General features: G+C 69.9%; 25 protein-coding genes and 1 tRNA gene. 12 read left to right on the top strand and 14 right to left on the bottom strand.

Annotated features, from left to right (window positions below):
- Nucleotide 1: 1 nt before the first annotated feature.
- Genes TR33_RS19855 through TR33_RS19840 form a run of 4 tightly spaced genes read left to right on the top strand, consistent with a single transcriptional unit; the run spans nt 2 to nt 5,078 of the window.
- A complete protein-coding gene (locus TR33_RS19855) occupies nt 2-1,609 on the top strand; it encodes an ABC transporter substrate-binding protein (protein WP_042284667.1) in 1,608 nt (535 codons plus the stop codon).
- Nucleotides 1,597-2,640, top strand: coding sequence for an ABC transporter permease (locus tag TR33_RS19850; protein ID WP_042284665.1), 1,044 nt, complete (start codon nt 1,597-1,599; stop codon nt 2,638-2,640). The genes TR33_RS19855 and TR33_RS19850 overlap by 13 nt, the downstream gene beginning before the upstream one ends.
- Nucleotides 2,633-4,405, top strand: coding sequence for a dipeptide/oligopeptide/nickel ABC transporter permease/ATP-binding protein (locus TR33_RS19845; RefSeq protein WP_042284661.1), 1,773 nt, complete (start codon nt 2,633-2,635; stop codon nt 4,403-4,405). Before TR33_RS19850 ends, TR33_RS19845 begins: the two co-directional genes overlap by 8 nt.
- Complete coding sequence (locus tag TR33_RS19840; protein WP_014909806.1) at nt 4,389-5,078, top strand: ABC transporter ATP-binding protein; 690 nt, start codon at nt 4,389-4,391, stop codon at nt 5,076-5,078. Before TR33_RS19845 ends, TR33_RS19840 begins: the two co-directional genes overlap by 17 nt.
- 54 nt (nt 5,079-5,132) lie before the next feature.
- Here TR33_RS19840 and TR33_RS19835 read toward each other — a convergent pair whose 3' ends face one another.
- The 6 genes from TR33_RS19835 to TR33_RS19810 are packed head-to-tail and all read right to left on the bottom strand — an operon-like array spanning nt 5,133 to nt 9,905.
- Nucleotides 5,133-5,903: an urease accessory protein UreD gene (locus TR33_RS19835; protein WP_014909026.1), complete on the bottom strand. Its 771-nt coding sequence runs from the start codon at nt 5,901-5,903 to the stop codon at nt 5,133-5,135.
- On the bottom strand, nt 5,900-6,601 hold the full coding sequence (ureG, locus tag TR33_RS19830) for an urease accessory protein UreG (protein ID WP_042284743.1): 702 nt from the start codon (nt 6,599-6,601) through the stop codon (nt 5,900-5,902). Before ureG ends, TR33_RS19835 begins: the two co-directional genes overlap by 4 nt.
- 40 nt (nt 6,602-6,641) lie before the next feature.
- On the bottom strand, nt 6,642-7,358 hold the full coding sequence (locus TR33_RS19825) for an urease accessory protein UreF (protein ID WP_017534321.1): 717 nt from the start codon (nt 7,356-7,358) through the stop codon (nt 6,642-6,644).
- An 8-nt stretch (nt 7,359-7,366) separates the two neighbouring features.
- Nucleotides 7,367-9,076: an urease subunit alpha gene (locus TR33_RS19820; protein ID WP_017534320.1), complete on the bottom strand. Its 1,710-nt coding sequence runs from the start codon at nt 9,074-9,076 to the stop codon at nt 7,367-7,369.
- Entirely contained in the window at nt 9,073-9,606 is a 534-nt protein-coding gene (locus tag TR33_RS27570; RefSeq protein ID WP_017534319.1) for an urease subunit beta, read from the bottom strand. Before TR33_RS27570 ends, TR33_RS19820 begins: the two co-directional genes overlap by 4 nt.
- A complete protein-coding gene (locus tag TR33_RS19810) occupies nt 9,603-9,905 on the bottom strand; it encodes an urease subunit gamma (protein ID WP_017534318.1) in 303 nt (100 codons plus the stop codon). Before TR33_RS19810 ends, TR33_RS27570 begins: the two co-directional genes overlap by 4 nt.
- Nucleotides 9,906-10,841: 936 nt before the next feature.
- On the opposite strand from TR33_RS19810, the gene TR33_RS19805 reads away from it, so the two are divergent.
- Entirely contained in the window at nt 10,842-11,333 is a 492-nt protein-coding gene (locus TR33_RS19805; protein ID WP_042284657.1) for a hypothetical protein, read from the top strand.
- Between the two features lie 25 nt (nt 11,334-11,358).
- On the opposite strand, the gene TR33_RS19800 is transcribed toward TR33_RS19805, so the two are convergent.
- A complete protein-coding gene (locus TR33_RS19800) occupies nt 11,359-11,601 on the bottom strand; it encodes a hypothetical protein (RefSeq protein WP_042284741.1) in 243 nt (80 codons plus the stop codon).
- Nucleotides 11,602-11,755: 154 nt separating this feature from the next.
- Between TR33_RS19800 and TR33_RS26965 the strand changes: the two genes are divergently transcribed.
- The gene (locus TR33_RS26965) at nt 11,756-11,908 is read left to right on the top strand and encodes a helix-turn-helix domain-containing protein (RefSeq protein ID WP_014910387.1); all 153 of its coding nucleotides are present in this window, start codon (nt 11,756-11,758) and stop codon (nt 11,906-11,908) included.
- Nucleotides 11,909-12,269: 361 nt separating this feature from the next.
- On the top strand, nt 12,270-12,680 hold the full coding sequence (locus TR33_RS26960) for a hypothetical protein (RefSeq protein ID WP_199806161.1): 411 nt from the start codon (nt 12,270-12,272) through the stop codon (nt 12,678-12,680).
- Nucleotides 12,681-12,970: 290 nt separating this feature from the next.
- Here TR33_RS26960 and TR33_RS19780 read toward each other — a convergent pair whose 3' ends face one another.
- The 3 genes from TR33_RS19780 to TR33_RS19770 all read right to left on the bottom strand — a co-directional run bounded on the left by TR33_RS19780 (nt 12,971) and on the right by TR33_RS19770 (nt 14,769).
- The gene (locus TR33_RS19780; RefSeq protein ID WP_152472843.1) at nt 12,971-13,177 is read right to left on the bottom strand and encodes a hypothetical protein; all 207 of its coding nucleotides are present in this window, start codon (nt 13,175-13,177) and stop codon (nt 12,971-12,973) included.
- Nucleotides 13,178-13,280: 103 nt separating this feature from the next.
- Nucleotides 13,281-13,356 (bottom strand) — tRNA-Arg (locus TR33_RS19775).
- Nucleotides 13,357-13,515: 159 nt separating this feature from the next.
- Nucleotides 13,516-14,769: an aspartate aminotransferase family protein gene (locus tag TR33_RS19770; RefSeq protein ID WP_042284650.1), complete on the bottom strand. Its 1,254-nt coding sequence runs from the start codon at nt 14,767-14,769 to the stop codon at nt 13,516-13,518.
- A gap of 160 nt (nt 14,770-14,929) precedes the next feature.
- On the opposite strand from TR33_RS19770, the gene TR33_RS19765 reads away from it, so the two are divergent.
- Entirely contained in the window at nt 14,930-16,393 is a 1,464-nt protein-coding gene (locus TR33_RS19765; protein ID WP_017534313.1) for an NAD-dependent succinate-semialdehyde dehydrogenase, read from the top strand.
- A 66-nt stretch (nt 16,394-16,459) separates the two neighbouring features.
- Here TR33_RS19765 and TR33_RS19760 read toward each other — a convergent pair whose 3' ends face one another.
- The 4 genes from TR33_RS19760 to TR33_RS19745 all read right to left on the bottom strand — a co-directional run bounded on the left by TR33_RS19760 (nt 16,460) and on the right by TR33_RS19745 (nt 19,507).
- A complete protein-coding gene (locus TR33_RS19760; protein WP_014911865.1) occupies nt 16,460-17,158 on the bottom strand; it encodes a GntR family transcriptional regulator in 699 nt (232 codons plus the stop codon).
- Nucleotides 17,159-17,254: 96 nt separating this feature from the next.
- Nucleotides 17,255-18,001, bottom strand: a complete 747-nt coding sequence (locus TR33_RS19755) for a maleate cis-trans isomerase family protein (protein WP_014911557.1) — start codon at nt 17,999-18,001, stop codon at nt 17,255-17,257.
- A gap of 88 nt (nt 18,002-18,089) precedes the next feature.
- The gene (locus TR33_RS19750) at nt 18,090-18,929 is read right to left on the bottom strand and encodes a maleate cis-trans isomerase family protein (protein ID WP_014910575.1); all 840 of its coding nucleotides are present in this window, start codon (nt 18,927-18,929) and stop codon (nt 18,090-18,092) included.
- A gap of 95 nt (nt 18,930-19,024) precedes the next feature.
- On the bottom strand, nt 19,025-19,507 hold the full coding sequence (locus tag TR33_RS19745; protein ID WP_026124966.1) for a DUF3830 family protein: 483 nt from the start codon (nt 19,505-19,507) through the stop codon (nt 19,025-19,027).
- Nucleotides 19,508-19,833: 326 nt separating this feature from the next.
- Between TR33_RS19745 and TR33_RS19740 the strand changes: the two genes are divergently transcribed.
- The 4 genes from TR33_RS19740 to TR33_RS19725 all read left to right on the top strand — a co-directional run bounded on the left by TR33_RS19740 (nt 19,834) and on the right by TR33_RS19725 (nt 24,198).
- Nucleotides 19,834-20,862 (top strand): D-2-hydroxyacid dehydrogenase, encoded by a 1,029-nt coding sequence (locus TR33_RS19740; RefSeq protein WP_014912812.1) that lies wholly within the window; start codon nt 19,834-19,836, stop codon nt 20,860-20,862.
- A 26-nt stretch (nt 20,863-20,888) separates the two neighbouring features.
- Complete coding sequence (locus TR33_RS19735) at nt 20,889-22,409, top strand: amidase (protein WP_017534311.1); 1,521 nt, start codon at nt 20,889-20,891, stop codon at nt 22,407-22,409.
- A gap of 286 nt (nt 22,410-22,695) precedes the next feature.
- Complete coding sequence (locus TR33_RS19730; protein WP_014913384.1) at nt 22,696-23,367, top strand: response regulator; 672 nt, start codon at nt 22,696-22,698, stop codon at nt 23,365-23,367.
- Between the two features lie 294 nt (nt 23,368-23,661).
- The gene (locus TR33_RS19725; protein WP_017534310.1) at nt 23,662-24,198 is read left to right on the top strand and encodes a DUF1062 domain-containing protein; all 537 of its coding nucleotides are present in this window, start codon (nt 23,662-23,664) and stop codon (nt 24,196-24,198) included.
- Nucleotides 24,199-24,210: the final 12 nt, after the last annotated feature.

Below are 24,210 nucleotides of genomic sequence, written 5' to 3'. Positions count from 1 at the left end.
AATGACCGGAACCGTCCCTACACGTGCCCTCCTCGCGACCGCTCTCGTACCGACCCTTCTCCTCACCGCCTGCTCCGGCGCCGCCGAGACCGAGGCCTCCGGAACCCCCACCCGCATCGTCCTCGCCGACGCCCAACCCGTCGGTGAGTTCGACCCCGTCAACGGCTACGGCGAACTCGGCGTCTCCCCGATCTTCGAGGGCCTCCTGCGCCCCGAGTCCACCGGCGACGACGCGCTCCCCGAACTCGTACCGGCCCTCGCCGCAGCCCCTCCCGAACCCAACGACGACAACACCGTCTGGGACGTGGAGCTGCGCACCGACGTCACCTTCTCCGACGGCTCGGCCTTCGACGCCGAGGACGTGGTGGCCACCTACTCCGCCGTGCTCGACCCCGACACCGCCTCGGAGGTCGCCGGTTCCTACTCGATGATCGAGTCGGTCACCGCCCTCGACGACCACAACGTGCGCTTCACCTTGAACGCCCCCTACTACGCGATGCCCGCGCGGCTGACCCTGGGCATCACCTCGTCGGAGGAGATCACCTCCGGGCCGGCGGCTGACTCCGGGCGCGACCGGAACCCGATCGGCACCGGCCCCTACGTGCTGGCCGACCTGAGCGCCGACCAGGCCGTCTTCGAGGTCAACCCCGAGTACCACGGCCCGGAGCCCGAGGTCACCGAGATGGTCGTCCTCTCCATCCCGGACGACAACACCCGGGCCCAGCGCATGCGCGCCGGTAACATCGACGGCACCGTCCTCCCACCGGTGACCGCCGCGACCTTCGCCGACGTCGACGGCTCCGAGGTCCTCCCGGTCCGCACCGCCGAGTGGCGCGGTCTCTCCCTTCCCTCGGACAACCCCTTCACCTCCGACCCCGACGCCAGGCTCGCGATGAACCTGGCCGTGGACCGCGACGGTGTCGTGGAGAACGTGCTCGCCGGGCACGGGCGCCCCTCCCACACGCCGATCCCCGACGTCTACGGTGAGGCGCACGACCCGGACGCCGTCTTCGAGTACGACCCCGAGGCCGCCGCCGCCCTCCTCGACGAGGCCGGCTGGGAGGAGGGATCCGACGGGATCCGGGTCCGCGACGGCGACCGCGCCGAGTTCACCCTCTACTACCTCGCCTCGGACAACCTGCGTCGCGACCTGGCCACGGCCTTCGCCGCCGAGATGCTGCCCCTGGGCATCGAGGTGGACATCCAGGGCGCCTCCTGGGACGAGATGGAGAAGAACACCACCGAGGCGGGCATCCTCCTCGGCGGCGGGGACAAGCCCTACGACCTGGACACCCAGGTCTACGCCACCCTGCACAGCCGCGAGGACGGCACCTCCACCTACGAGAACCCGGGCGACTTCTCCATCCCGGGAGTCGACGAGGCACTCGAAGAGGCCCGGGCCACCCTGGACCCCGACGAGCGCGTCGAGGCCTACCGCAAGGTCCAGCGGGCCTACATCGAGAACCCGACCTACGTGTTCATGGCGTTCGTCGACCACACCTACATCGCCGCCGAGGACGACTGGGATCGCGGCCCGCTCGTGCTCGAACCCCACGCCCACGGGGTCTCCTGGGGCCCCTGGTGGAACCTCGCCGCATGGCGTCGATGAGCTCCGATCCCGCCCACCGGGTACAGGACCGGCGTCGCCGGACCCGGTGGCGGGATCGCCGCCGTGAGCTGGCGGGACTGGTGGCGCGCCGCGTCGCCATCGGACTCCCGATGCTCGTGGGACTGAGCGCGCTGGTGTTCCTGCTCGCCGCGCGCTCCCCGTTCAACCCTCTCGCCGCCTACCTGGGCGCGGGCTATCAGTGGACCACCGCCGAGCAGCGTGAGTCCCTCGGCCGGGCCCTGGGGTTCGACGTCCCCTGGTGGCAGGCCTGGTGGTCCTGGGCCGGCGACCTGCTCCGAGGCGATCTCGGCTGGTCACGGGGGTACTCGATGCCGGTCTCGGAGGTGTTCGCCGAACGTCTCCCCTGGACCCTGCTGCTCTCCGGCACGGCCCTCGCCCTGGCCATCGTCCTCGCCCTGTTCTGGGGCACGGTCGCCGGTCTGCGCCCGGGGTCGTGGTCCGACCGGATCATCACCCGCCTCGGCGTACTGGTGCAGGCCGTGCCCCCGTTCGTCCTCGCCCTGGGCTCGGTCACCACGTTCGCGGTGATCCTGCGCTGGGCCCCGGTCGCGGGGGCCGCCGAGCCCGGCGAGCCCTACACGCTCGGCGGGGTGGCGACCCACCTGGTGCTGCCGGCCTGCACCCTCGCCCTCACCCAGCTCCCCTGGCTCCTCTTGGCGGTGCGCACCGCCGTGGCCCGGGCCCGCGGCTCCGAACCGGTCCGCGCCGCCCGGGCGCGCGGGGTGCCCCCGGCCACGGTGATCACCGCGCACGTGCTGCCCGTCTCGCTCGCACCCCTCGTGACGATCGTGGGCGCCCGGTTGCCCGAGCTCGTGGTGGGAGCGGTCCTGGTGGAGGAGATCTTCGCCTGGCCCGGAATCGCCGCCGCCCTGGTGGCCTCGGCCCAGTCGCTCGACTTCCCCCTGCTGGCCGCCCTCACCGTGGCCACCACCGCCGTGGTGCTGCTCGGTTCCCTGCTCGCCGACTCCGCCTACCTCTTCCTGGATCCGAGGGTGAGCGCCGATGTCTGAACCGACCACGCGACCCCGCCGACGCCGGGCCCTGCGTCCTCTGCCGGTGGCGACGCTGCTCATCCTCATCGGCTACGCCGTCCTCACACCCTGGTGGGCGGGAACCCAGACCGCCGACTTCTCCCAGGCCCTGCTACCGCCGGGCCCCGGACAGTGGTTCGGCACCGACCACTCCGGCTACGACCTCTTCGTACGCTCCGCCGAGGGGCTACGGGTGTCGCTCCTGATCGCCCTGGTCTGCGCCGTGGTGGCCACGGTCCTCGGTGTGGCCGTGGGGGCCGTCGCCGCCACCGTCGGCGGCCGGATCGACCGCTTCCTCATGCGCGCCACCGACGGGGTGAACGCCCTGCCCCACCTTCTGATCGGTGTGGTCATCGTGGCGCTCTACCCCGGGTCGCTGACGGCGATCATCGCCTCGATCTCGCTCACCCACTGGCCGCAGATCGCCCGTGTCGTCCGCGCCGAGATGCTCTCGGTGCGCTCCTCCGAGTACGTCGAGGCCGCCTATCTGTGGGGCGCCTCCCGTGGTCAGGTGCTGTACCGGCACCTGCTGCCCGCGGCGCTCCCCCAGGCCGCGGTGGGTCTGGTCATGCTCGTCCCGCACGCCGTCTGGCACGAGTCCACGCTCAGCTTCCTCGGTCTGGGGCTCTCCCCCGACGAGGCCAGCCTGGGAACCCTCCTCGAAGTGGCGCGCGGAGACGTGTTCACCGGGGCCTGGTGGACGTTGGCCGCCCCGGCCGGGGTGCTGGTGGCCACCACGTTGTCCGTGGCCGGGCTGAGCAACGCGCTCGGCGGCCGAAGCCGATCCGCCCTCGGTCGCGGGCGTGGCCGGGACCCGCTGGCCGGGATCGTCACGGAAGGATCCGACCGGGACGGCGAGGGCACGGGGACACCCCGCGCCACCCCGCCGCTCGTCCGAGTGCGCTCCCTGACCCTGCGGCTGCCCACCGAGGACGATCGTTGGGTGCACGCGGCCACCGGGGTCGACCTGGACCTGCGCGCGGGCGAACTGACCGCCCTCGTCGGCGAGTCCGGTTCCGGGAAGTCCACCCTCGCCTCGGCCCTGTGCGGGCTGTCGCCCGCCGGCACCCGATCGTCGGGAAGCGTGTCGATCGACGGCCGGGAGATGCTCGACGCCGACGAACGCGCCTGGCGCGGACTCCGAGGCCGGACGATCGGCCTGGCCGCCCAGTCCGGGGCCGAGACGTTCACACCCGTGCGACGGGTGGGACCGCAGATCGCCGAGGTGATCGACGCCCTGGGCACCGAGGTCTCCGTCCCCGAACTCCTGGAACGGGTCGGCCTGGCCGCCGACACCGCGGACAAGTTCCCGCACGAGCTCTCCGGCGGAATGGCCATGCGGGCCGTGACCGCCGCCGCGCTCGCGGGCGAACCGGCCGTACTCGTGGCCGACGAACCCACCGCCGGGCTCGACCCGGAGCTCGCCGCGCAGATCCTGCTCCTGCTCCGCCGGGTCGCCGACGCGGGCACCGCCGTCCTCGTCATCACCCACGACCTCCAGGTCCTGGAGACCACGGACGTCGCCGACCGGATGGCGATCATGTACGCGGGACGGATCGTCGAACAGGGTCCCGCGCGCGACGTGCTCACCGCTCCCGAACACCCCTACGGTCGGGCGCTGATGGCGGCGCTTCCCGCGCACGGACTGCACCCGCTCCCGGGGCTGCCGCCGGAACTGACCGACCTGCCCGACGACCACTCCTTCGCCGACCGGACGGGAGGAACCGATGTCGCTGACCGCTGACCGCGTCACCTGCCGCTACGGGGATCACGTGGTCCTCGAAGAGGCGAGCCTGACCCTCGAACCCGGCCGCGTCCTGGGGCTCACCGGCCCCTCCGGCAGCGGCAAGTCCTCCCTGGCCCGGATCCTCACCGGGCTGCGTCCCCCCGACGGGGGGACGGTGCTGGTCGACGGCGAACCGGTGACCACCCGACGAGGGCGGATGGACGGCCGCGTCGGGCTGCTGCACCAGTCGCCCCGGGCCGCCACGGACCCGAGGATGCGGCTGCGGAGGATCATCGCGGAACCGTTCTCGGCCCGAGGTCGCTCCGGGCCACGCGGGTCGGAGGCCGACGACCGGGTCGCCGAACTGGCCCGGAAGGTCGGCCTGACCCCGGACCTGCTCGACCGTCACGGCGATCGGGTCTCGGCCGGCCAGCTCCAACGGGCGTGCGTGGCACGGGCGCTGGCGGCCTCACCTCGCTACCTGATCTGCGACGAGCCCACCGCCATGCTCGACGCCGCCTCCACCGCGACCATCGCGCACCTGCTGTCCGAACTCGCCGCCGAAGGGGTCGGCCTCCTCGCGATCAGCCACGACCACGCGTTGTTGAACGCCTGGGCCGACGAGGTGGTGGACCTGAAGGAGACCACCTCCCGCGCGGCCGAACCGCTCGCGGACCACACCGCGGAATGACACGACGAAGGGCCGGGGAGCGCGCTCCTCGGCCCTCGGCGATCTCGACGAGGCTCAGGCCGCCTCGTCCTCGTTCTCCTCTTCATAACCGACCGGGTCGGCGAACCCCGACCGCCATCTCCCCCAGGAGTCGGCGACCGCGGCCTCGGCCTCGTGTGCCTGGCCGGCCACGGCCCGGGACAGCGCCCCCGGACCGTGCAACAGGGTCTCCTGCACGCCCACCGACCGTTCCGGTCGGGCTCCGAGCAGGAAGGTCGAGGTCATGACACGGTTGCCGCCCATGACCCCGGGGGCCCCGGCCAGCACCGGATCGCGCAGATCCAGGTCCTCGACCAGCAGCGGCCGTCCGTCGACGTCCGCCCGGGTGAGCGAGCGCAACGGCCCCCCGGACGACTCGTAACTACGGCCCATCACCAGGGTCTCGTGCACCAACGCCCGACCGGAGCCGGACAGGTGGACGTTCATGTTCCGGGTGATGTCCGCGCCCGAGGTCACCACGAACGGGGCGCTGCGCCACACCAGACAGCCGCCGTCGGCCACCCGCAGATCGGCCCGCCAACTCGCGGAGCCGCCACGGGCGTCGTAGGCGACCATCCCCGACGGTTCCACCAGCTCCAGCCACACGCCGGGGCCGACGGAGACCTCCATCCGCAGGTCATCGCCGGCCAACAGCAGGGCGTAGGTCCCGAGCAGGGCCACCCGAGCGGCCCCGCCCCGAACACCCAGGGGCTGGGCCCTCAGATACGTTCCACCGACCAGGTCGGTCATGCGTACACGACCACCGACCCGCTCGACGGTGATCCGAGCCGCCACGGTCCCGCTCATGCGTGCTCGTGGCCGTCCTCGCCACCCTCGTGGGTGTGCGTGGTGCCGTCGGCGTGGCTGTGCGGGGCCATCGGGCCCGGGTCGCGGGGCACGTGGGTGCCGGAACGGTAGTCCGCCAGCACCTGGTGCACCCACCCGGCCAGAGCCTTGATGGAGACCTCGTCGTGCTGGCTCAGAGCCAGCACCGGAAGCCCGCCGCGAGAGGCCTTGGCGTCGGTGACCATCTGCTCGGCGTCGACCCCCACGTGCGGGGCCAGGTCGGTCTTGTTGACCACGAGCAGGTCGGCGCGCTCGATGCCCGGGCCGCCCTTACAGGCCACGTCGCCGCCACCGGCGACGTCCAGGCAGAAGATCTGCGCGTCGGCCAGCGCCGGGCTGAACGTCGCGGTGAGGTTGTCGCCACCGCTCTCCACGACGACCAGGTCCAACGGAGCGAACTCCGCCTCCAGGTCCTCCACGGCGAGCAGGTTCGGCGTGACGTCGTCACGGATGGCCGTGTGCGGGCACGCGCCGGTCTCCACAGCGTGGATCCGCTCGATCGGCAGGACCCCGGCCGCGCGCAGCAGGCGGGCGTCCTCGTCGGTGTAGATGTCATTGGTGACCACGGCCATGCTCAGCTCGTCGGCGAGCTCGCGGCACAGGGTCGCGATCAGCGTGCTCTTACCGGTACCGACCGGCCCGGCCACACCCAGGCGCATGGCGCGGCGGGTGCCGGTGGTCGCGTTTCCTTCGGTCTGCTCAGGCAACGAAGATCCTCCTGGTCTTGACTTGATGTTCGAGAGACCACCCCTCGATCTGAGGAGCGGTACGGGCCGGCAGGTCGTCGATCCCCTCCACCGCGAGCGCCTCGGCGACCACGGAGGAGATCACCCCCTCGGCCCCGAGAACCCACCCGGCGGCGTCGACCGGGTCGACGGGTGCGAGCTTCAGCGCGGCGGAGGCCACCGTCTGGGCGTCGTCGTACAGACTCACCCGGGCGACCTCGGCCTCCTCCGACCCCATGACGGCGGCCACCACCCCGAGGGCGATCGGCCGTTGCGGGGCCCGTCCCAACGTGCGCAGCGCCTTCACCGCCGGGTGTTCCGGCCACAGACGGTCGGCCAGACGGACCAGCCCACGGCCGAGAAGCCCCGAGATCTCCCGGAGCGGAGCGCTCGGCGAACGGGCCAACAACGCCTCGTGCACGTCGGCGAGGGCATCGGCGTCCACGCCGAGCCCCTCCGGTCCGGCCTCGATCCGGCCGGGGACGAACGCGCCCCCGACCGCTCGATACGCCAGGACCGAGGCCGCCGCCTCCGCCAGACCCACCGTGCGCATCCGGGCCTCGATGTAGGCGGGGATGCGCTCCACCGGCAGGCCGTCGAGGAGCGCGGGTTCGAGTCCGGCCGAATAGGTGTGACCGCCCACCGGCAGTCGGGCGTCGGCCAGCAGCAGTGTGCCCAGTCCCGTGCTCACACGAGGACCTAGAACATCGTGTACCGCTGCGCGAGCGGTACGACGTCCACGGGCTGCGGCTTCACGAACTCGCCGTTGATACTGATCGCGAACGTCTCCGGGTCCACGTCGATATCGGGCAGAGCCGTGTTGTTCGGCATGTCCGCCTTGGTGATGTCGCGGGTGGGCTTCACGCCCACCAGCTCGCGCTGGAGCCCCAGCCGCTCGGCCAACCCGTCCTCGATCGCCATCGGGGACACGAAGGTCACCGCCAGGTCGGCCGCCGACGTGGCCTGCGCGGCCAGGGTCGGCCGCACCAGCACCGGCTGCGGAAGGGGGACCGCGCCGTTGGGGTCGCCCAACGGGGCCGCGACGATCGCCCCGGACTTGATCACCGCGGTCGGCCGGATACCGAAGAACGCCGGGTCCCACAGCACCAGGTCGGCCATCTTCCCGGGCTCGATGGAGCCGATCACGTGATCGACGCCGTGGGCCACCGACGGACAGATGGTGTACTTGGCCACGTACCGGCGGGCACGGGCGTTGTCGGCGGGCAGCTCCGAGGGGAGCGGACCGAACTTGTTCTTCATCACGTGCGCCACCTGCCACGTGCGGGAGATCAGCTCACCGATACGACCCATCGCCTGGGCGTCGGTCGAGGTGATCGCGATCGCGCCCATGTCCAGCAGGACGTCCTCGGCCGCCATCGTGGACGCGCGGATCCGGGACTCGGCGAACGCCAGATCCTCCGGAACACGCGGGTTCAGGTGGTGCACCACCAGCAGCATGTCCAGGTGCTCGTCGACGGTGTTGACCGTGAACGGCAGCGTGGGGTTGGTGGAGGCGGGCAGGACGTTCGACTCACCGGCGGTGATGATGATGTCCGGCGCGTGACCACCGCCCGCGCCCTCCGAGTGGAAGACGTGGATACCGCGACCGGCGATCGCCTCCAGCGTGTGCTGGACGTAACCGGTCTCGTTCAGCGAGTCCGCGTGCAGGGCCACCTGGAGACCGAACTCGTCGGCGCCGCGCAGCGCGGCGTCGATCGCGGCGGGGGTCGCGCCCCAGTCCTCGTGGACCTTGTAGCCGCCGGCCCCGGCCAGGGCGTCCTCGGCGAGCGCCTCCATCGACACCGTGCTGCCCTTGCTGAACAGCAGGATGTTGAGCGGGAACTTGTCCAGGGCGCGGTGCATCGTCCGCAGCGCGTGCGCGCCCGGGGTCACCGTGGTGGCCTTCGAACCCTCGGTCGGCCCGGTACCGCCACCGATCAGCGTGGTCGTGCCCGTCGTGAGCGCCTCGTGCATCTCGATCTCGCTGAGGAAGTGCACGTGGGTGTCGACCGCGCCCGCCGTGAGGATCTTGCCCTCACCGGCGATCACGTCGGTGCCCGGACCGATCAGCAGATCCGGGTGCACACCGTCCATGACGTCCGGGTTACCGGCCTTGCCGATCGCCACGATACGACCGTCGCGGATGCCCACGTCACCTCGGATGATCCCCCAGTGGTCCAGGACCACCACGTTGGTGATCACCAGGTCCAGGGCTCCCTCGGAACGCAGGGTCATGCCCTGCCCCATCGACTCACGGATGGTCTTACCGCCACCGAAGACGACCTCGTCTCCACCCGCGGTGCGATCCTCCTCGACCTCGATCCACAGATCGGTGTCGCCCAGGCGGATCTGGTCCCCGACCGTGGGTCCGTACAGCTGTGCGTACTCACGGCGGTCGATGCGGCTCACGGCTGCTGCTCCTCTGTGTCCTCTGTCGCTTCCTCGGCGTCCGCTTCCTGATCGGCGTTCTCGGCGGGCGGGGCCTCGGTGGGTACCACCTCGGCCGGGTCACCGTCGTGCGCGTCCACCTCACCGACGCGCATCGCGGTACCGGAGGCGCGCTCCGGCTCGGGCACGTCGACACCCGGGGTACCGAACGGGACCACCGGACGCGGGGTACGCTCCCCGGTCTCGGGCTGCTTGCTCAGGTCGTGGATCTGTAGACCCGGGACGTACCGTCGGCCGCCGAAGGCGACCAGTTCGACGGTGCGGCTCACGCCGGGCTCCAGGCGGACCGAGGTACCGGCGGGAACGTCCAGACGGAACCCCTGGGACTGTTCGCGATCGAAGCGCAGAGCCGGGTTGGCGTCCGGGAAGTGCAGGTGAGAGCCCACCTGAATGGGGCGGTCACCGGTGTTGACGACGACGAGGGACAACCGTTCGCGGTCGTCGTTCAGGTCGAGGGGGGTGGAGCGGGTACGAATCTCACCGGGAATCATTGGATCGGCTCCGTGATCGTGACGAGCTTGCGTCCATCGGGGAAGGTGGCCTCGACCTGGACGTTGGGGATCATCTCCGGGACCCCGTCCATGACCTCGTCCCTGGTGAGGACGTTGCGACCCTCGCTCATCAGCTCGGCGACCCTGGCACCTTCTCGTGCCCGCTCGATCACCCAGCAGGACAGCAGCGCTACCGATTCCGGTTGGTTGAGCTTGACGCCCCGTTCCCGTCGATCCCGGGCGATCATGCCCGCGACGGCCAGGAGCAGCTTCTCGGTATCGGAGGGAAGTAGATGCATGAACCACCTCTCAACGATTCGTTATGGGTTTGGTAGCAAAAACCAACCCATCTAGGTTTTAGCACGTGAGAGGCGTGCGGCAAGCCCACCCCTCGCCAGAGAGACGCCTCAGGATGCCTCTCGGTGTACCGGGAAGCCCTGTCGGACAAGGGAAAACACCGCGACCGAGGTGCGACAAACGCTGGTACATTTTTTGGCGAGATGACCCCCTCCGCCCCGCTCCGACGGAGTGATCGGGACGCCTCCGGGACGAGCGCGCGTTCGCGTTCTTTCGAAGGCTCCGACGGGGTCGTTCGGCATCCCCTCCGACGGCTCGGTCACCCCCTTCGACGTTCCACGGCATCGGGCCCGCGAGGCCTCCTCCCCCGCTCCGGCGACCCGCCCGCCCCGACGGCCGGAGCGACGCGTCCGCGGACGGACCACACGAGGTCCTTTCGAGAGAACACACGACAGCACCCCGATTTCACGCCGATCAATCCGCCGTTACACCCGCGTGAAGAGATCCCGGAAAGGGAATTCCGGCAAGCGAGGAGAAGCCGATCCCGCCCTTCGCCGAAGAGGCCTGTTGGGCGGAGACCTCCCTCGGATCAGGGCCGCCACCAGGCGCCCCGCCCCTACGTCCCCATCTCCTCGTCAAGCCCGGGAACAGCGACGATGTCGGAAAAACGCGCCCCTCCGAGGTCATGGAGAACCGCCGCCCCGAAACGAAACGAAAGCGCCCCGAGAAGCCCTCGCGCAATTCCCTTGTTCCCGACCGGACAAGCATAGAATTCTCCACAGAAGGCCACCGAACCACCGCGCACGACCCACCCGGACGCCCGAGCGGACCGTTCCGTTGCCTCCATGGCTGAAATCGGTCACCAGCCCACAAATCAGCACATAGACAACAGCAGCGCCCTACAGTCCAGAGGAGATCGACGACAAGGAGCATCCCCCATGCGTTCCTCCTCCATCGCCGCCTGCGCGGCGCTTCTGTTCACCCTCACCGCCTGTGGCCCGGCCGACGCGGGTGACGACACCACGGACACGGCCACGGACCGGACGGCATCGAGCCCGGAATCCGCCCCCACCCCCGCGACCACACGCGAGGCCGTCGAACAGGCGATGGAGGGCGACCCCTGGTACGAGGGCCTCACCGACGAACAACTCGACCTCGTCCACAGTGGCTCCGCGGACCTGTGCTCCGTCGCCGACGAGGAGATCACCTACGGCGAGATCGAAGACGGCGCGCAGTCCATGTCCTACACCCGGACCCTGGTGATGCAGATCGGCCTGGCCGGCGCTCTCGCGGCCGTGGGCAAAGGCGAGGAGGTGGAGGAGTCCGCACGTCGATTCCTGATGACCTACGTCGGTGAGGACTGCCCCGAGCACACCGACGCGATGATGGTGATCCTCGACGAACAGCGCGACGTCCTCTTCGGCTCGTAGCCGGAAACCCCCGAGCGGCCCGCCATCACCGTCGGGCCGCCCCTCCCTTTTCAGAGAAGGCCGCCCGGCTACGATGCCGGGCCTCCCGATGACACAGCAGGGACAGCCAGGACGCCATCACGAGGGCCGCCGCACCGACCGCCGTCCATGACCACATCGGCTCCCCCATCAGAGAGCCCGCGGCCACCAGAATCGTGAGGGCGCCGACGAACATCAGCGCACCGCACACCCTCATCACCAGAAGTCCCTGAGCGCTGAGATTCTCCATCACGAGCACTCCTGTTCCCCGGCTACGACGTGGGTCCACAGCGCCCACCACCGAATCAGACCATCTTCCCCGGTGGCCCTCACAATCTCGAGTCTTTGGGAAGAGCGATACCTCTCCGGCGACCGCAGTGTCCTCGAACGAGGACAACAACCTCTTGTCCTCGTTCGAGGACGGGGTGGTCACGATGGTCGAAGAGTTCGCTCTGACAGGGTGGTCCAAACTGGGCGGGCTGGTCAGAGACACCCGACTCTCCAAAGGCCTCAGCCAAGCGACCGTGGCCTCACAGGCCGGCGTCGCCCGCTCCTGACTGGCCCGGGTCGAGGCGGGGCACCGCGGTGTCGAGCTGGAACCCCTGCTCCGATTGCTCGACGCCTTGGACCTGACGCTGATCCTGAGATCGACCACCGAGAGCGTTCAGGAGACGGACCCGCCACCCGACCAGGCCTCCACAGGGGCAGGGGTCCCCCACCGAAACCACCGCAGGACCGGGCCCACACCGAGCCACGCTACGCATCGGAGGCCCGCCGAGCATCGTAGGGTCTGCCCATCGGAGATGGGAACGATGATGCCTGAACGTCTGTACGTCCTGCTGTCGGGCGAGATCGTGGGCCACCTGGACCGCGAATCCCCCGATCAGGCACCTTCCTTCCTGCCCAACGTGTCCTCACGTGCTCTCGTTCGAGCTGCTCGAACCTCTATGTAGGGCCCTGGCAAGCCTGATGACAGGTCCAGGTGAACACCTCGTCGAGAATCGTCGGAACGGTCTCATCCGGATCCAGGAACTCACCGTCATAGCCGATCCCGTCCACCCCCGAAAAGACCTCCGAAAGATGGTCGAACAGACTCTCGGGCACCGCGGCCTGGTCATTCTCGTCGACCTCGGGTTCAGCGTGGGCCGGCCCTCTCCTTCGGAAGAGGTGGCCACTCCGCGGGGACGTACACCGGCGTGCGGCTATATCGCCGACTCTCCTTCTGCCGAGGAGGTGAGCCGATGGGAGTCCGCGGCGTGTCGGCGCCTCTCCCGGGCGACCCATATGAACATCGGGGTGTACCAGAGCAGCAGTGCCGCGAGGGCGTAAGCCCATCCTGCGTAGGAGAGCAGAAGAAAGACGGCCAGGTTGGGCACTCCATGCCTGAGGACCATCCAGCGATCCACTGATCCGGTGTCGTTCATCGGGTGGGGGCTCCCGCTCTGTGGCCGTGGGGGTGACGCTGATGCCGCCCCCTACCGATAAGACAACCCGGGCCGGACCACTCGCGCAAGCCCCCGGCCCGAGAGGCGGAGCGGACCATCCCTGCGTTGGAGGCCCACTCCCGACAGATCCTGAACCGCTCGAGCGGCTGAACCGTCAAGGCCCCGTTGCGGCGGCTACGACGTGGGGCCCTTTTCGGAGGCGGCCGCTCTCCGGGCTCGGTAGGCCTCGACCAGCTTCCAGACCCCCACCGACACTCCCAGACATGACATCCAGGAGAAACGACCCTCCACGACCCAGATGACGATGGCCGACGGCACCCCTATGACGACCATGCATCCGTAGAGGACCATCATCCCCGGGCTCTCGGCTCCGTCGTTCACCGTTCGGGCTCCGCTCTGGGGGTGAGGGACTCTCGACAGCGGAAAAGAGACCGCCGGGCCTGTGTGGTGTGCAGGTCCGGCGGTCTTCTCCACTGTCTCAAGGTGGCGCACTCGGGAGGACTCGAACCCCCAACCTTCTGATCCGTAGTCAGATGCTCTATCCATTGAGCTACGAGTGCAGGTATTCGGTTGTGTGTCGCCCGGGCGGGCTCTGCGCTCTCCCTTGCGACGTCTCCGACTCTATCACGGTGTCGGAGTGCCTTTGCGCCATTTTCCGGTGTGACCCGGACCATGGGTGCGCCGCCACCTCGGACGGCGCCCCCATGGGGCCCTGGTGGCTAGGAGACGGTCTCCTCGACGGAGGCCGCCCACAGTTCGAGGGCGGTGTCGACCTGGTCGCCATCGACGATGAGCGGCGGGATGAAGCGGACGACGTTGCCGGCGGGGCCGCAGGTCAGCAGGAGCAGGCCGTTCTGCGCGGCCGCCTGCTGGGCCTTCTGCGCGGACTGGCCGTCGGGGGTTCCGTCGGCCTTGACGAACTCACAGGCCCGCATGAGGCCCCGGCCTCGGACGTCGCCGATGGCGGAGTGGGCCTCGGCGATCTTGGCCAGCCCCTGGTGGAGGCGCTCGCCCTGGCGGGCGGAGTTCTCCACCAGGCCCTCCTCCTGGATGACCTCCAGGGTGGCGAGGGCTCCGGCGCAGGCGACGGCGTTGCCGCCGTAGGTGCCGCCCTGGGAGCCCGGCCAGGCCTTGTCCATGATCGCGGCGGGGGCGGCGATGGCGGAGATCGGGAAGCCGCTGGCCAGCCCCTTGGCGGTGATGACGATGTCCGGACGCACACCGGAGGGCTCGTGGCCCCAGAAGGTGCCGGTACGGCCGAAGCCGGTCTGCACCTCGTCGAGGACCAGCAGGAACCCGTGCTGGTCGGCGCGCTCGCGCAGCCCCTGGAGGAAGGCGTCGGGGACCGGAACGTAGCCGCCCTCGCCGAGGACGGGCTCGATGAAGACGGCCGCGGTGTCCTTCGGGGAGGTCACCGTGGCGAACTGGTAGTCGAGCTCGCGCAGCGCGTAGGCGACGGCCTCCTCCTCGGACATGCCGAGCCGGTAGGCGTACGGGAAGGGCGTGACCACGACGCCGGGGACGAGCGGGCCGATGCCGGCGCGGATCTTGGTCCCGGAGGTGGTGAGGGAGGCGGCGCCCATGGTGCGTCCGTGGAAGGAGCCCTGGAAGACGACGGCGTTCTGACGCCCGGTGGCCTGGCGTGCCAGGCGCAGGGCGGCTTCGACGGCCTCGCTGCCGGAGTTGACGTAGAACAGGCGGTCGAGCCCTTCGGGCAGGACCTCGCCGAGACGTTCGGTGAGTCGCAGCAGGGGCCGGTGCATCACGGTGGTGTACTGGCCGTGGATCAGGGTCGCGACCTGCTCCTGGGCGGCGGCGACCACCTTGGGGTGGCAGTGGCCCGTGCTGGTCACCCCGATGCCGGCGGTGAAGTCGAGGAAACGGCGGTCGTCCTCGTCGTACAGGTAGACACCCTCGCCTCGTGCGGCGATGACCGGTGTCGCCTGCTTGAGAACCGGGGAGAGTTCCGCCATGCGATGGCCTCAATTCCTTGTATCGGGTTCCGTAGGATTGTTGACAATCGACGCTGCTATGGAAACATCCGGGAGCGGCGGTGTCCAGAGGACGCACGCCGGGCAGTTCTGACACCACAGGCCGTCCCGTCGGGTCGGCCCGTCGACTGAGGAGCGAAACATGTCGGATCGGGAAGTACGGGTCGTCGAACAGGTGAACAAGGCGCTCTTCCTCGGCGGGAAGTGGCGTGAACCCGCCTCGGGTGCCTCCTTCGCCGTCGAGGACCCCTCGACCCGAAAGGTGCTGTGCGAGGTCTCGGACGCGGGCGAGCGGGACGCCATGGAGGCCCTCGACATCGCCGCCAAGGCCCAGCCGGGCTGGCAGCGGACCGCTCCGCGCGAGCGCGGCGAGATCCTGTACCGGGCCTACGCCCTGCTCATGGAGCGCCAGGAGGATCTGGCGACCCTCATGACGTTGGAGATGGGCAAGCCCCTCGCCGAGGCGCGTGGGGAGATCGCCTACGCGGCCGAGTTCTTCCGCTGGTTCTCCGAGGAGGCGGTGCGGATCGAGGGCGGGTTCTCCCTCTCACCGGACGGGAAGTCGCGCTTCCTGATCATGAAGCAGGCGGTCGGGCCCTGCATGCTCATCACCCCGTGGAACTTCCCCATGGCGATGGGGACCCGCAAGATCGGCCCGGCCATCGCCGCGGGTTGCACGATGATCCTCAAGCCGGCCCACCAGACCCCGCTGTCCGCGCTGGCGCTGGCCGGGATCCTCACGGAGGCGGGGCTGCCCGAGGGTGTGCTCAGTGTCCTGCCGACCACGGACCCGGGTGGGATCACCGAGCCGCTGCTCACCGACGGGCGGATCCGCAAGCTCTCCTTCACCGGTTCGACGGCGGTCGGCCGCAGGCTGCTGGAGCAGAGTTCGGGTCAGGTGCTGCGCACCTCCATGGAGCTGGGCGGCAACGCGCCGTTCCTGGTGTTCGACGACGCCGACCTGGACGCCGCGGTGGACGGGGCGATGCTCGCCAAGATGCGCAACATCGGTGAGGCGTGCACGGCCGCGAACCGCATCTACGCCCAGTCGGGTATCGCGGAGGAGTTCTCCCGCAGGCTCAGCGAGCGCATGGGCGCGCTCCGCCTGGGCCGGGGGCTGGAGGACAACGTCGACGTGGGCCCGCTCATCGACGACAAGGCCCGGAAGAAGGTGCAGGACCTGGTCGACGACGCCGTGAACCTCGGCGCGAACGTACTGGTGGGCGGCGGACCGGGCGACGGTCCGGGGCACTTCTACCGGCCGACGGTGTTGGCGAACGTGCCCTTCGCGGCGGAGCTGTCCCGCACCGAGATCTTCGGTCCGGTGGCCCCGGTGATGCCCTTCGAGACGGAGGAGGAGGTGCTGCGGGCCTCCAACGACACCGAGTTCGGGCTGGTCAGCTACGTGTACACCCGTGACCTGAACCGGGCGCTCCGGGTGGCCGAGGCGCTCGAGACCGGCATGGTGGGGTTGAACCAGGGTGTCGTGTCCAACCCGGCGGCCCCGTTCGGCGGGGTGAAGCACTCCGGCCTGGGCCGTGAGGGCGGTCGGGTCGGCATCGACGAGTTCCTGGAGTCGAAGTACGTCGGCATCGGCGGGCTCTAGAGGGCGCGAAGACGGGCCCCGACCGCGACGGACCGTGGTCGGGGCCCGTCGGGTTCGTCGTTCCGGTCAGTCCGAGGTCTCGTCCTCGGCCGTCGCCTCGTCGGCCGTCTCGCCGTTGATCCGGTCGACGGTGTCGAGCATGTGGGTCTCGATCAGGCCGAGTAGACGGTTCTCCTCGCCCTCGACGATCGCGTCCAGGATCCTGCGATGTTCCTCCAGGAGCTCCTCGGGTTCGGGGTAGACGTCCTGCATCACGGTGAGGCACATACGGGTCTCGACCAGCAGTGTTCGCGCCATGCGCTCCAGACGCGAGTTGCCCGAACAGCTCACGAGGGTCTCGTGGAACTCCTGGTCGGCCTCGCTCATCGCGTGGCGGTCCGCGGCCGCGGCGGCCCGGGCCAGCCGGTCCAGGGCCGGGGTGAGGCGGGCCACGGCCTCACCCCTGTTGCCCCGCATGATCAGCTCGCAGGCGGTCCTCTCCACCGCGAGCCGGGCGACGTAGACGTCCCGGACGTCGTCGGGTGTCAGCTCGCGCACGAACAGGCCCCTGTGCCGTTCACTGCGGAGCAGCCCTTCTTGGACCAGGCGTTGCATCGCCTCACGGAGCGGACCCCGGCTCACTCCCAACCGTCCGGCCAGGTCGGCCTCGCCGAGCTGGTCCCCCGGTGAGAGGGAGCCGTACATGATCGCGGCGCGGAGCTGGTCGGCGATCAGCTCGGCGGTGGACCGCCGTGGGACGGGACGAAGTTGGCCGGGGGCCGACATGGGACTTCCCTTCTCGGGACGTGGTCTGAACTCGATCGAGAATACGGGGACGTGCCGGACATCAATGGACGAATCGGCACGGATGGGTCCCCGAGGTCATCGCCGTTCGAAGGCGTCGCGGACCGTGGAGGTTCCGGAGCGGAACAGGTTCCCGGGCCCCGGACGCGACTCGCAGCGGCCGACCAGACGCAGCCCCTCCCAGACGCTGACCTGGTTGGCTGTGAGCACCGTCTTGCCCAGCAGGGCCTCCATCGGGTCGATGAGGTCGGCGCTGTGCAGGGCGGTGTCCGGGACCAGCACGGCGTCGGCGCCCGGGTGGTCGTTGGAGATGACGAAGTCGAGCGCCTCATCGGGGTCGAGCCGCCCCACCTCCGCGGCGGTGACGATGCCGTGGCTGGCCAGGGACAGGACGGTGACGCCGGCCTCGGTGAGGAACCGTTCGAAGCGTCGGGCGACGTCGTCGGGGTAGGTCGCGGCGATCGCGACCCGGGAGAGGCGCAGTTGTCGTAGGGCGTGCACGAAGGCGAAGGAGGTGCTGGAGGCGGGGACGCCGACGACGTCGCGCACCCCCTGGACCTGCCGACGCGCCCCGTCCCAGCCGAAGACGAAGCTTCCGCTGGTGCACGCCCAGATGGCGGAGTCGATCTCCATCGCGGAGAGCTCCTCGGCCCCCTTCGAGAGCACCTCCTCGCTGCCGACGTCCAGTAGGGCGTCGACCCGGTGGGCGTCCTCGCGCATGAGCGTGTGTACAAGGGGCAGTTCGACGTCGTCGATCTGCGAGGCGAAGGTCTGGTAGTCGTCCTCGGCGCTGAAGCCGGGGTAGAGGATTCCGACGCGGGTCATGCTTCTCCTCAAGGTCTGTGGGGCCCACCGGGGCGGCCGGCCGTCGAGGTCGGGACCGCCCCGGTGGGTCGTTGGTCGAACGGTCGGTTCAGCCGACCCCGGTGGGAGCCATGCCGATCAGGCTCTGTCCGTGGGCGACCGCCCGGTGGCCGGCGGCCCGCATGACCGCCCACATGGTGACCTGGTTGGCCGCGATGACGGGTTTGCCCAGCTCGCGTTCCAAGGGCGCGATGATGTCGTAGGTGAGGACGTTGGTGCAGCTGATGAAGACGGCCTGGGCGTCCGGTCGGTCGGCCTCGTGCACCGCGCGGGCGACCTCGGAGTAGGTGACCTTCCAGATGTGGCTGAGCAACCCCAGCCCGACGCTGGAGGTGACCCCGACGCCGTGTTCGGCCAGATAGGCCAGGAGCCGGTCGGTCACGCTGTCCACGTACGGGGTGACCACCGCGATCCGGTCGGTGCCCAGGGTCTCCAGGGCGCTGATCAGCGCCCCCGACGTGGTGACGGCCTCGGGCGCCCCGGCCGTCAGCATGGTGTGGCGCAGCGTGCGCTCCCCGTGGGCTCCGTGGACGAAGCTTCCGGACGCGCAGGCGTAGCCGATGGCCAGGGGCTCGGGCGCCATGAGCTCGCGTACCGCCTTGCCCACCCTCTTGCCCTTGCTGAGCGCGGCGGCCTGGTCGACCGTCACCGGAACGCGCACGTAGGGCAGGCGGGTGATGAAGAGCGAGACGTCGTCGGGCGTCCACCGCCATAGTTCGCGGTCGAGAGCGAAGTCGTAGGGCGCGATGACGCCCACCCCTGCCTGCCAGGGTGTCGTCGTCGACGCCGACAGTTCGACGATCTCGGACGTCTCCGGCTGTACGGGGACGGCCGGGGTCATGGGGTCGAAGCCGCCCGCGGGGTTCGGTCCGTTTCCCTCGGTTCGCATCGGTCACTCACCTCCCGTTGATGTGCTCTGTGGTGATCGTTCGGGTGTGTCGGTCGATTCGTCGGTCTCGTGCCGTCTCGGCGCCACGGGGCCGGTCAGCGTTCCAGCCGTTCGTACAGGAGACGCTCACCGACGCTGCCGGAGCGCCAGACGTCGTTGCAGGCCTCGGCCATGGCGGGCAGGTTCTCCACGACGGTGGCGAACACGTTGCCCGGCACCCAGCCCACGTCGCCGTTGAGCAGCAGGTTGTTACGTCCGTAGAAGAGGGCCAGATCGATCACTCCGGGAAGGTGGCCGATGCCCTTGTCCTCCTTGAAGGAGCGGTCGAGCATGCCGGAGTCGAAGGAGAAGTAGACGATGTCCCCGGGGATGGGTGTGACGGTGGGGTTCTCCTGGCCCGGTTCGGGATCGGCGAACCTCGGGACCATCGTGTAGACCTCGTTGCGCGCGTACTTGGCGTGTTGGACCGCGTCCCCTTGCGGGAGGGCGTTCCATACCGCCTCGCAGGTGCGGGGCGCGTCCTCGTCGAGGAGTTCGGCGACGCAGGAGACCCCGCGTCGGGCGAGCGTGACTGTCATGTACCTGGGCAAGTGGGATCCCTTCGGCGGGGCCTACGTGCTTCCTTTGTGGGACGGTCGGCCCGGGGTCCTGTTCCGGGCCTGCGGGGTCACGGCACTGTTGATTGTCGACAATCTTATGATCAACCCTCCGAATGCGGCAATAGACCCGTCTAGTACGGGTATCCCCAGATCGCCGACCGGGTATGAGGTGGAGCTTTGTCGTACGACAGTCCTTTTGTGGATTGTTGACAATCCTATGCGGGCTCCCTAGCGTTCTCCGTGCAGGGCGAACCCTCACCCCGACGGCACCAGTCCAGAACCCGTCAACCGGAAAGCTCACGCCAGTGAACCGTCCGCCCAGTACCGCCACCGTCTCCGCACCCGAACGGCCCAGGCTCCTCGTCCTCCACGGAGAGGAGACCCCGTCGGGGCTCGAACGTCTCCACGACCACCCCGGACTCGGCGAGGTCGTCCACACCACCGCCGACGGACTCGCAGGAGCGCTCCCCGGAACGGACGCGCTCCTCGTCTGGGACCTGTTCACCGAGGCCCTGTCCGCCGCCTGGCCCAAGGCCGACTCGCTGCGGTGGGTGCACGCGGCCACCACCGGTGTGGACAACCTGATGTTCCCCGGGCTCGTGAACAGCGACGTCGTCGTCACCAACTCGCGCGGTGTCTTCGACGAGCACATCGCCGAATACGTCCTCGGGCTGATCATCTCCTTCGCCAAGGACTTCCCGCGCTCCTGGGAGCTCCAGCGAGAACGGCACTGGCTGCACCGCGAGACCGAACGCGTCACCGGCAAACGGGCCTTGGTCGTCGGCACCGGCCCGATCGGCCGCGCGATCGGCCGCAAGCTCACCGCCATCGGGATGCGGGTCGAGGCCTCGGGCAGCCACGCCCGGGAGGGCGACCCCGACTTCGGCCGTGTGTACGCCTCCCACCTCGACCCGGATCACGGCCCCGGCCTGCGCGAAGCGCTCCCCGAGGCCGACTACGTGGTCGTCGCGGCGCCGCTCACCGACTCCACACGAGGTCTGGTCGACCGGCCCTTCCTCGACCTGATGAAACCCACCGCGCGGCTGATCAACGTGGCCCGCGGCCCCATCGTCGTCCAGTCCGACCTGGTCCGAGCCCTGGAGGCGAACTCGATCGCCGGGGCGGCCCTGGACGTCTTCGAACGGGAACCGCTCAAGGCGATCAATCCACTGTGGGGCCTGCCCGGGTCCGTCGTCTCACCGCACATGTCGGGTGACGTGATCGGTTGGCGCGACGACCTGTGGGAGCTGTTCCTGGACAATCTCGACCGCTACCTGGGCGGGCGGGAACTGCGCAATGCCGTGGACAAGGACCGGGGTTACGTACCCGGCTGACCCCTCGCGTGACTTGGGAGGCTGTAGTGACGATCCGTTCCGACCGAGCCGGGGCCGACGACACCGGCTCGGGCCTCGGTGCGGCCCCGACCGGAACCGAGCCGGGGGCCGCCCACACCGTCCCCAGGGCGCGTTCCGGCGACCGCACACCGGCCGACCTGTCCGCCGAGCAACTGTTGAGCGCCTACTCCACCGGGGAGCTGTCCCCGGTGGAGGCGGTCGCCTCGGTGCTCGCGCGTATCGAGCAGGACGATCCGGCGCTCAACGCGTTCTGCCTGGTCCGCCCGGAGGAGGCCTTGGAGGCCGCCCGCGCCTCCGCCGAACGGTGGCGACGGGGCGAGCCCGCGGGACGGCTCGACGGAGTGCCCACCTCGGTCAAGGACATCCACCTGACCAAGGGGTGGCCGACCCGCAAGGGGTCGAGGGCCTCCTCCGCGGAGGGGCCGTGGGAGGAGGACTCCCCCGTGGTGGCCCGCCTGCGCGAGCAGGGCGCCGTGTTCGTCGGCAAAACCACCACCCCCGAGCTCGCCTGGAAGGGGGTCACGGACAACCCGCTCACCGGTATCACCCGCAATCCGTGGGACCCGTCCACGACCCCGGGAGGGTCGAGCGGAGGTTCGGCCGCCGCCGTCGCCGCCGGCATGGGTCCGCTGGCCACCGGCACCGACGGAGGCGGTTCCATCCGGATCCCGGCGAGCTTCAGCGGGATCTGCGGCATCAAGCCCACCTGGGGGCTGGTCCCGCACTACCCGGCCAGCCCGTTCGGTTCGCTGGCGCACACCGGGCCGATGACGCGGACCGTCGGCGACCTGGCGCTCATGCTCGACGTGATCTCCGGCTTCGACTCCCGGGACTGGATGGCCATGCCCACCCCGCCCCCGGGGCTGGCCGAAGCGGGGCGCGGCGAGGACCCGAGGGCGCTGGTCCAGGGTATGCGGATCGCCTACAGCCCGACCCTGGGCGGCCAGTACGTGGACCCGGAGGTGGCCCGGGTGGTCGCCGACGCGGTGCGCGTGTTCGAGGAGCTGGGCGCCGAGGTGGAGGAGGTCGACCCGGGGCTGCCGGACTCCAGGCACGAGTTCCACGTGCTCTGGTACACGGGGGCCGCGAAGGCCACGGAGGCGCTCACCGACGCCCAGCGCGAACTCCAGGATCCGGGGCTGCGGGAGATCATCGAGGAGGGTCTGACCTACTCGGCTCAGGACTATCTGACGGCGATGGCGTTGAGGATGGCCATGGGCGCCCGGATGGGGCGCTTCCACGAGACCTACGACCTGCTGCTGACGCCGAGCATGCCGATCGTGGCCTTCGAGGCGGGCCTGGAGTCGCCTCCGGGGTCGGACGACCGCAGGTGGACGTCCTGGGCCGGGTTCAGTTACCCGTTCAACATGACGCAGCAGCCGGCCGCGAGCGTTCCCTGCGGGTTCGGCGGCTCGGGACTGCCGATCGGACTCCAGGTGGTGGGTCCCCGCCACTCGGACGCCCGGGTGTTGCGCGCCTGCCGCGCCTTCGAGCTGGCCCGCCCGTGGGCCGGCCTCAGGCCCTGATCCTCACCGCCGCCGCCCGTCCCGGATCCGCTCCGGGGCGGGCGTTTTCGCGACCGGATGCGGTCGGCCGGGCCGAGGGGCGATAGGTTGACTTCGGCACCGCGGCCACCACGTCCGAACCGTGGGTGAACAGGGGCTTTGAACGGTCGCTATGCACTTTGTCCTGAAATAGGACTTTTGGCAGGTCACTTCGATGCCCTAAGACCCCCGCTGGACCTCGTCCACGTATTAACGTCTTTCTCGGAGTGATGTCGCGAGCCTCAGGAGACGGGAAGAGGGAGAACCGATGGCGGGCGGTGGGACCGAAAGGCCTCAGAAGCGGATCAGGGTCTTCCTCGTCGACGACCACGAGGTCGTTCGACGCGGTGTCGCCTCGCTCTTGGAGACCGAGGACGATATGACCGTGGTCGGCGAGGCGGGGACCGCCGAGCAGGCCCTGTCGCGCATCCCCGTCGTCCTGCCCGACGTCGCCGTGCTCGACGTCCGCCTCCCCGGCGGCTCCGGGGTCCAGGTGTGTCGTGAGATCCGCTCCGACCACCCCGAGATCGCCTGCCTCATGCTCACCTCATTCGCCGACGAGGACGCCCTCTACGACGCCGTCATGGCCGGTGCCGCCGGCTACGTGCTCAAGCAGATCCACGGCGCCGATCTGGTGGGCGCGGTGCGCACCGTCGCCTCCGGTGGCTCGCTGCTGGACTCCGGGAGCACCGGAGCGATGCTGGAGCGCCTGCGCGGCGCCCAGGCCGAGCCCGACCCGCTGGCCGAACTCACCCCGCAGGAGCGTCAGATCCTCGACCTCATCGGCGAGGGCATGACCAACCGGCAGATCGGCGAACGCCTCTACCTCGCCGAGAAGACCGTGAAGAACTACGTCTCGGCCCTACTGGCCAAGCTGGACCTCAAGCGCCGTACCCAGGCCGCGGTCCTGGTCGCCGAGCTGCGCGGCCGCCGCTACTGACGGTCCGCCCCTCGCCCCTTCCACGCGAGGGCCTTCGCGCACACGCCGGAAAACCCCTTGAAGTCGGCCCCGGAGCCTCGTAGGTTGCCCGGGACCGTTCATCGTGAAGACAGGGGAAGTACCCGCGTGACCCCGCCTGCCCTTTGACCTGACACCTTTCGCTCAACGTGAGGCCGACCATGCCGTCGGCTCCGCCGGGCTGCCTTCGAGCGCCCGGTAGTACAGCGTTCGAGGCCGCGCGTAATCGGCCTCGTGTCAGGTTCGAGAGCACTCATGTCTTCACAACCTCATACCGTGCCGTCCTGGACCGTCCGTCGGACCGGGCTGCCCCTGCTGTCGCTGCGGTGCGTGGACTGCCGATCGGAATCGGCCACCACCGGCGAGGGCAGGTTCCGCGTCAACGCCAACGGCGGACGACTGGACGTGTGGCTGCTGGTCCGCTGCGTGGGCTGCGACCGCACGAACAAGCTGACCGTGCACGAGCGCGCGGCGGTGGGTTCCTTCGACCCGGCCGTGCTGGACGGATACCACGCCAACGACCTGGACCTCGTGACGTCCCGGCTGTTGGATCCGGCTCTGGCACGGCGCCACCACTTCACACTGGACTGGCGTGACGCCTGGCGGCTGGACGCCCCGACGGTGCCGATCGACCATGCGTGGCCGATCGGGTCGAAGGTCGTCTTCGACGCTCCGGTGCCGCTGCGTCCCGATCGGCTCCTCGCCCGAGGTCTGGGCCTGAGCCGGAGCGAGGTGGCGCGCCGGATCAAGGCCGACGTCTCACTGCGCCGTCCGAGGAACACCGATTTCGCGTTCACACTGATGCCCGTCTGAGGACGGGACCCG

Source organism: Nocardiopsis alba (assembly GCF_000710955.1).
Taxonomy (GTDB): Bacteria; Actinomycetota; Actinomycetes; order Streptosporangiales; family Streptosporangiaceae; genus Nocardiopsis; species Nocardiopsis alba.
This window is presented reverse-complemented; position numbering and strand designations above follow the sequence as displayed.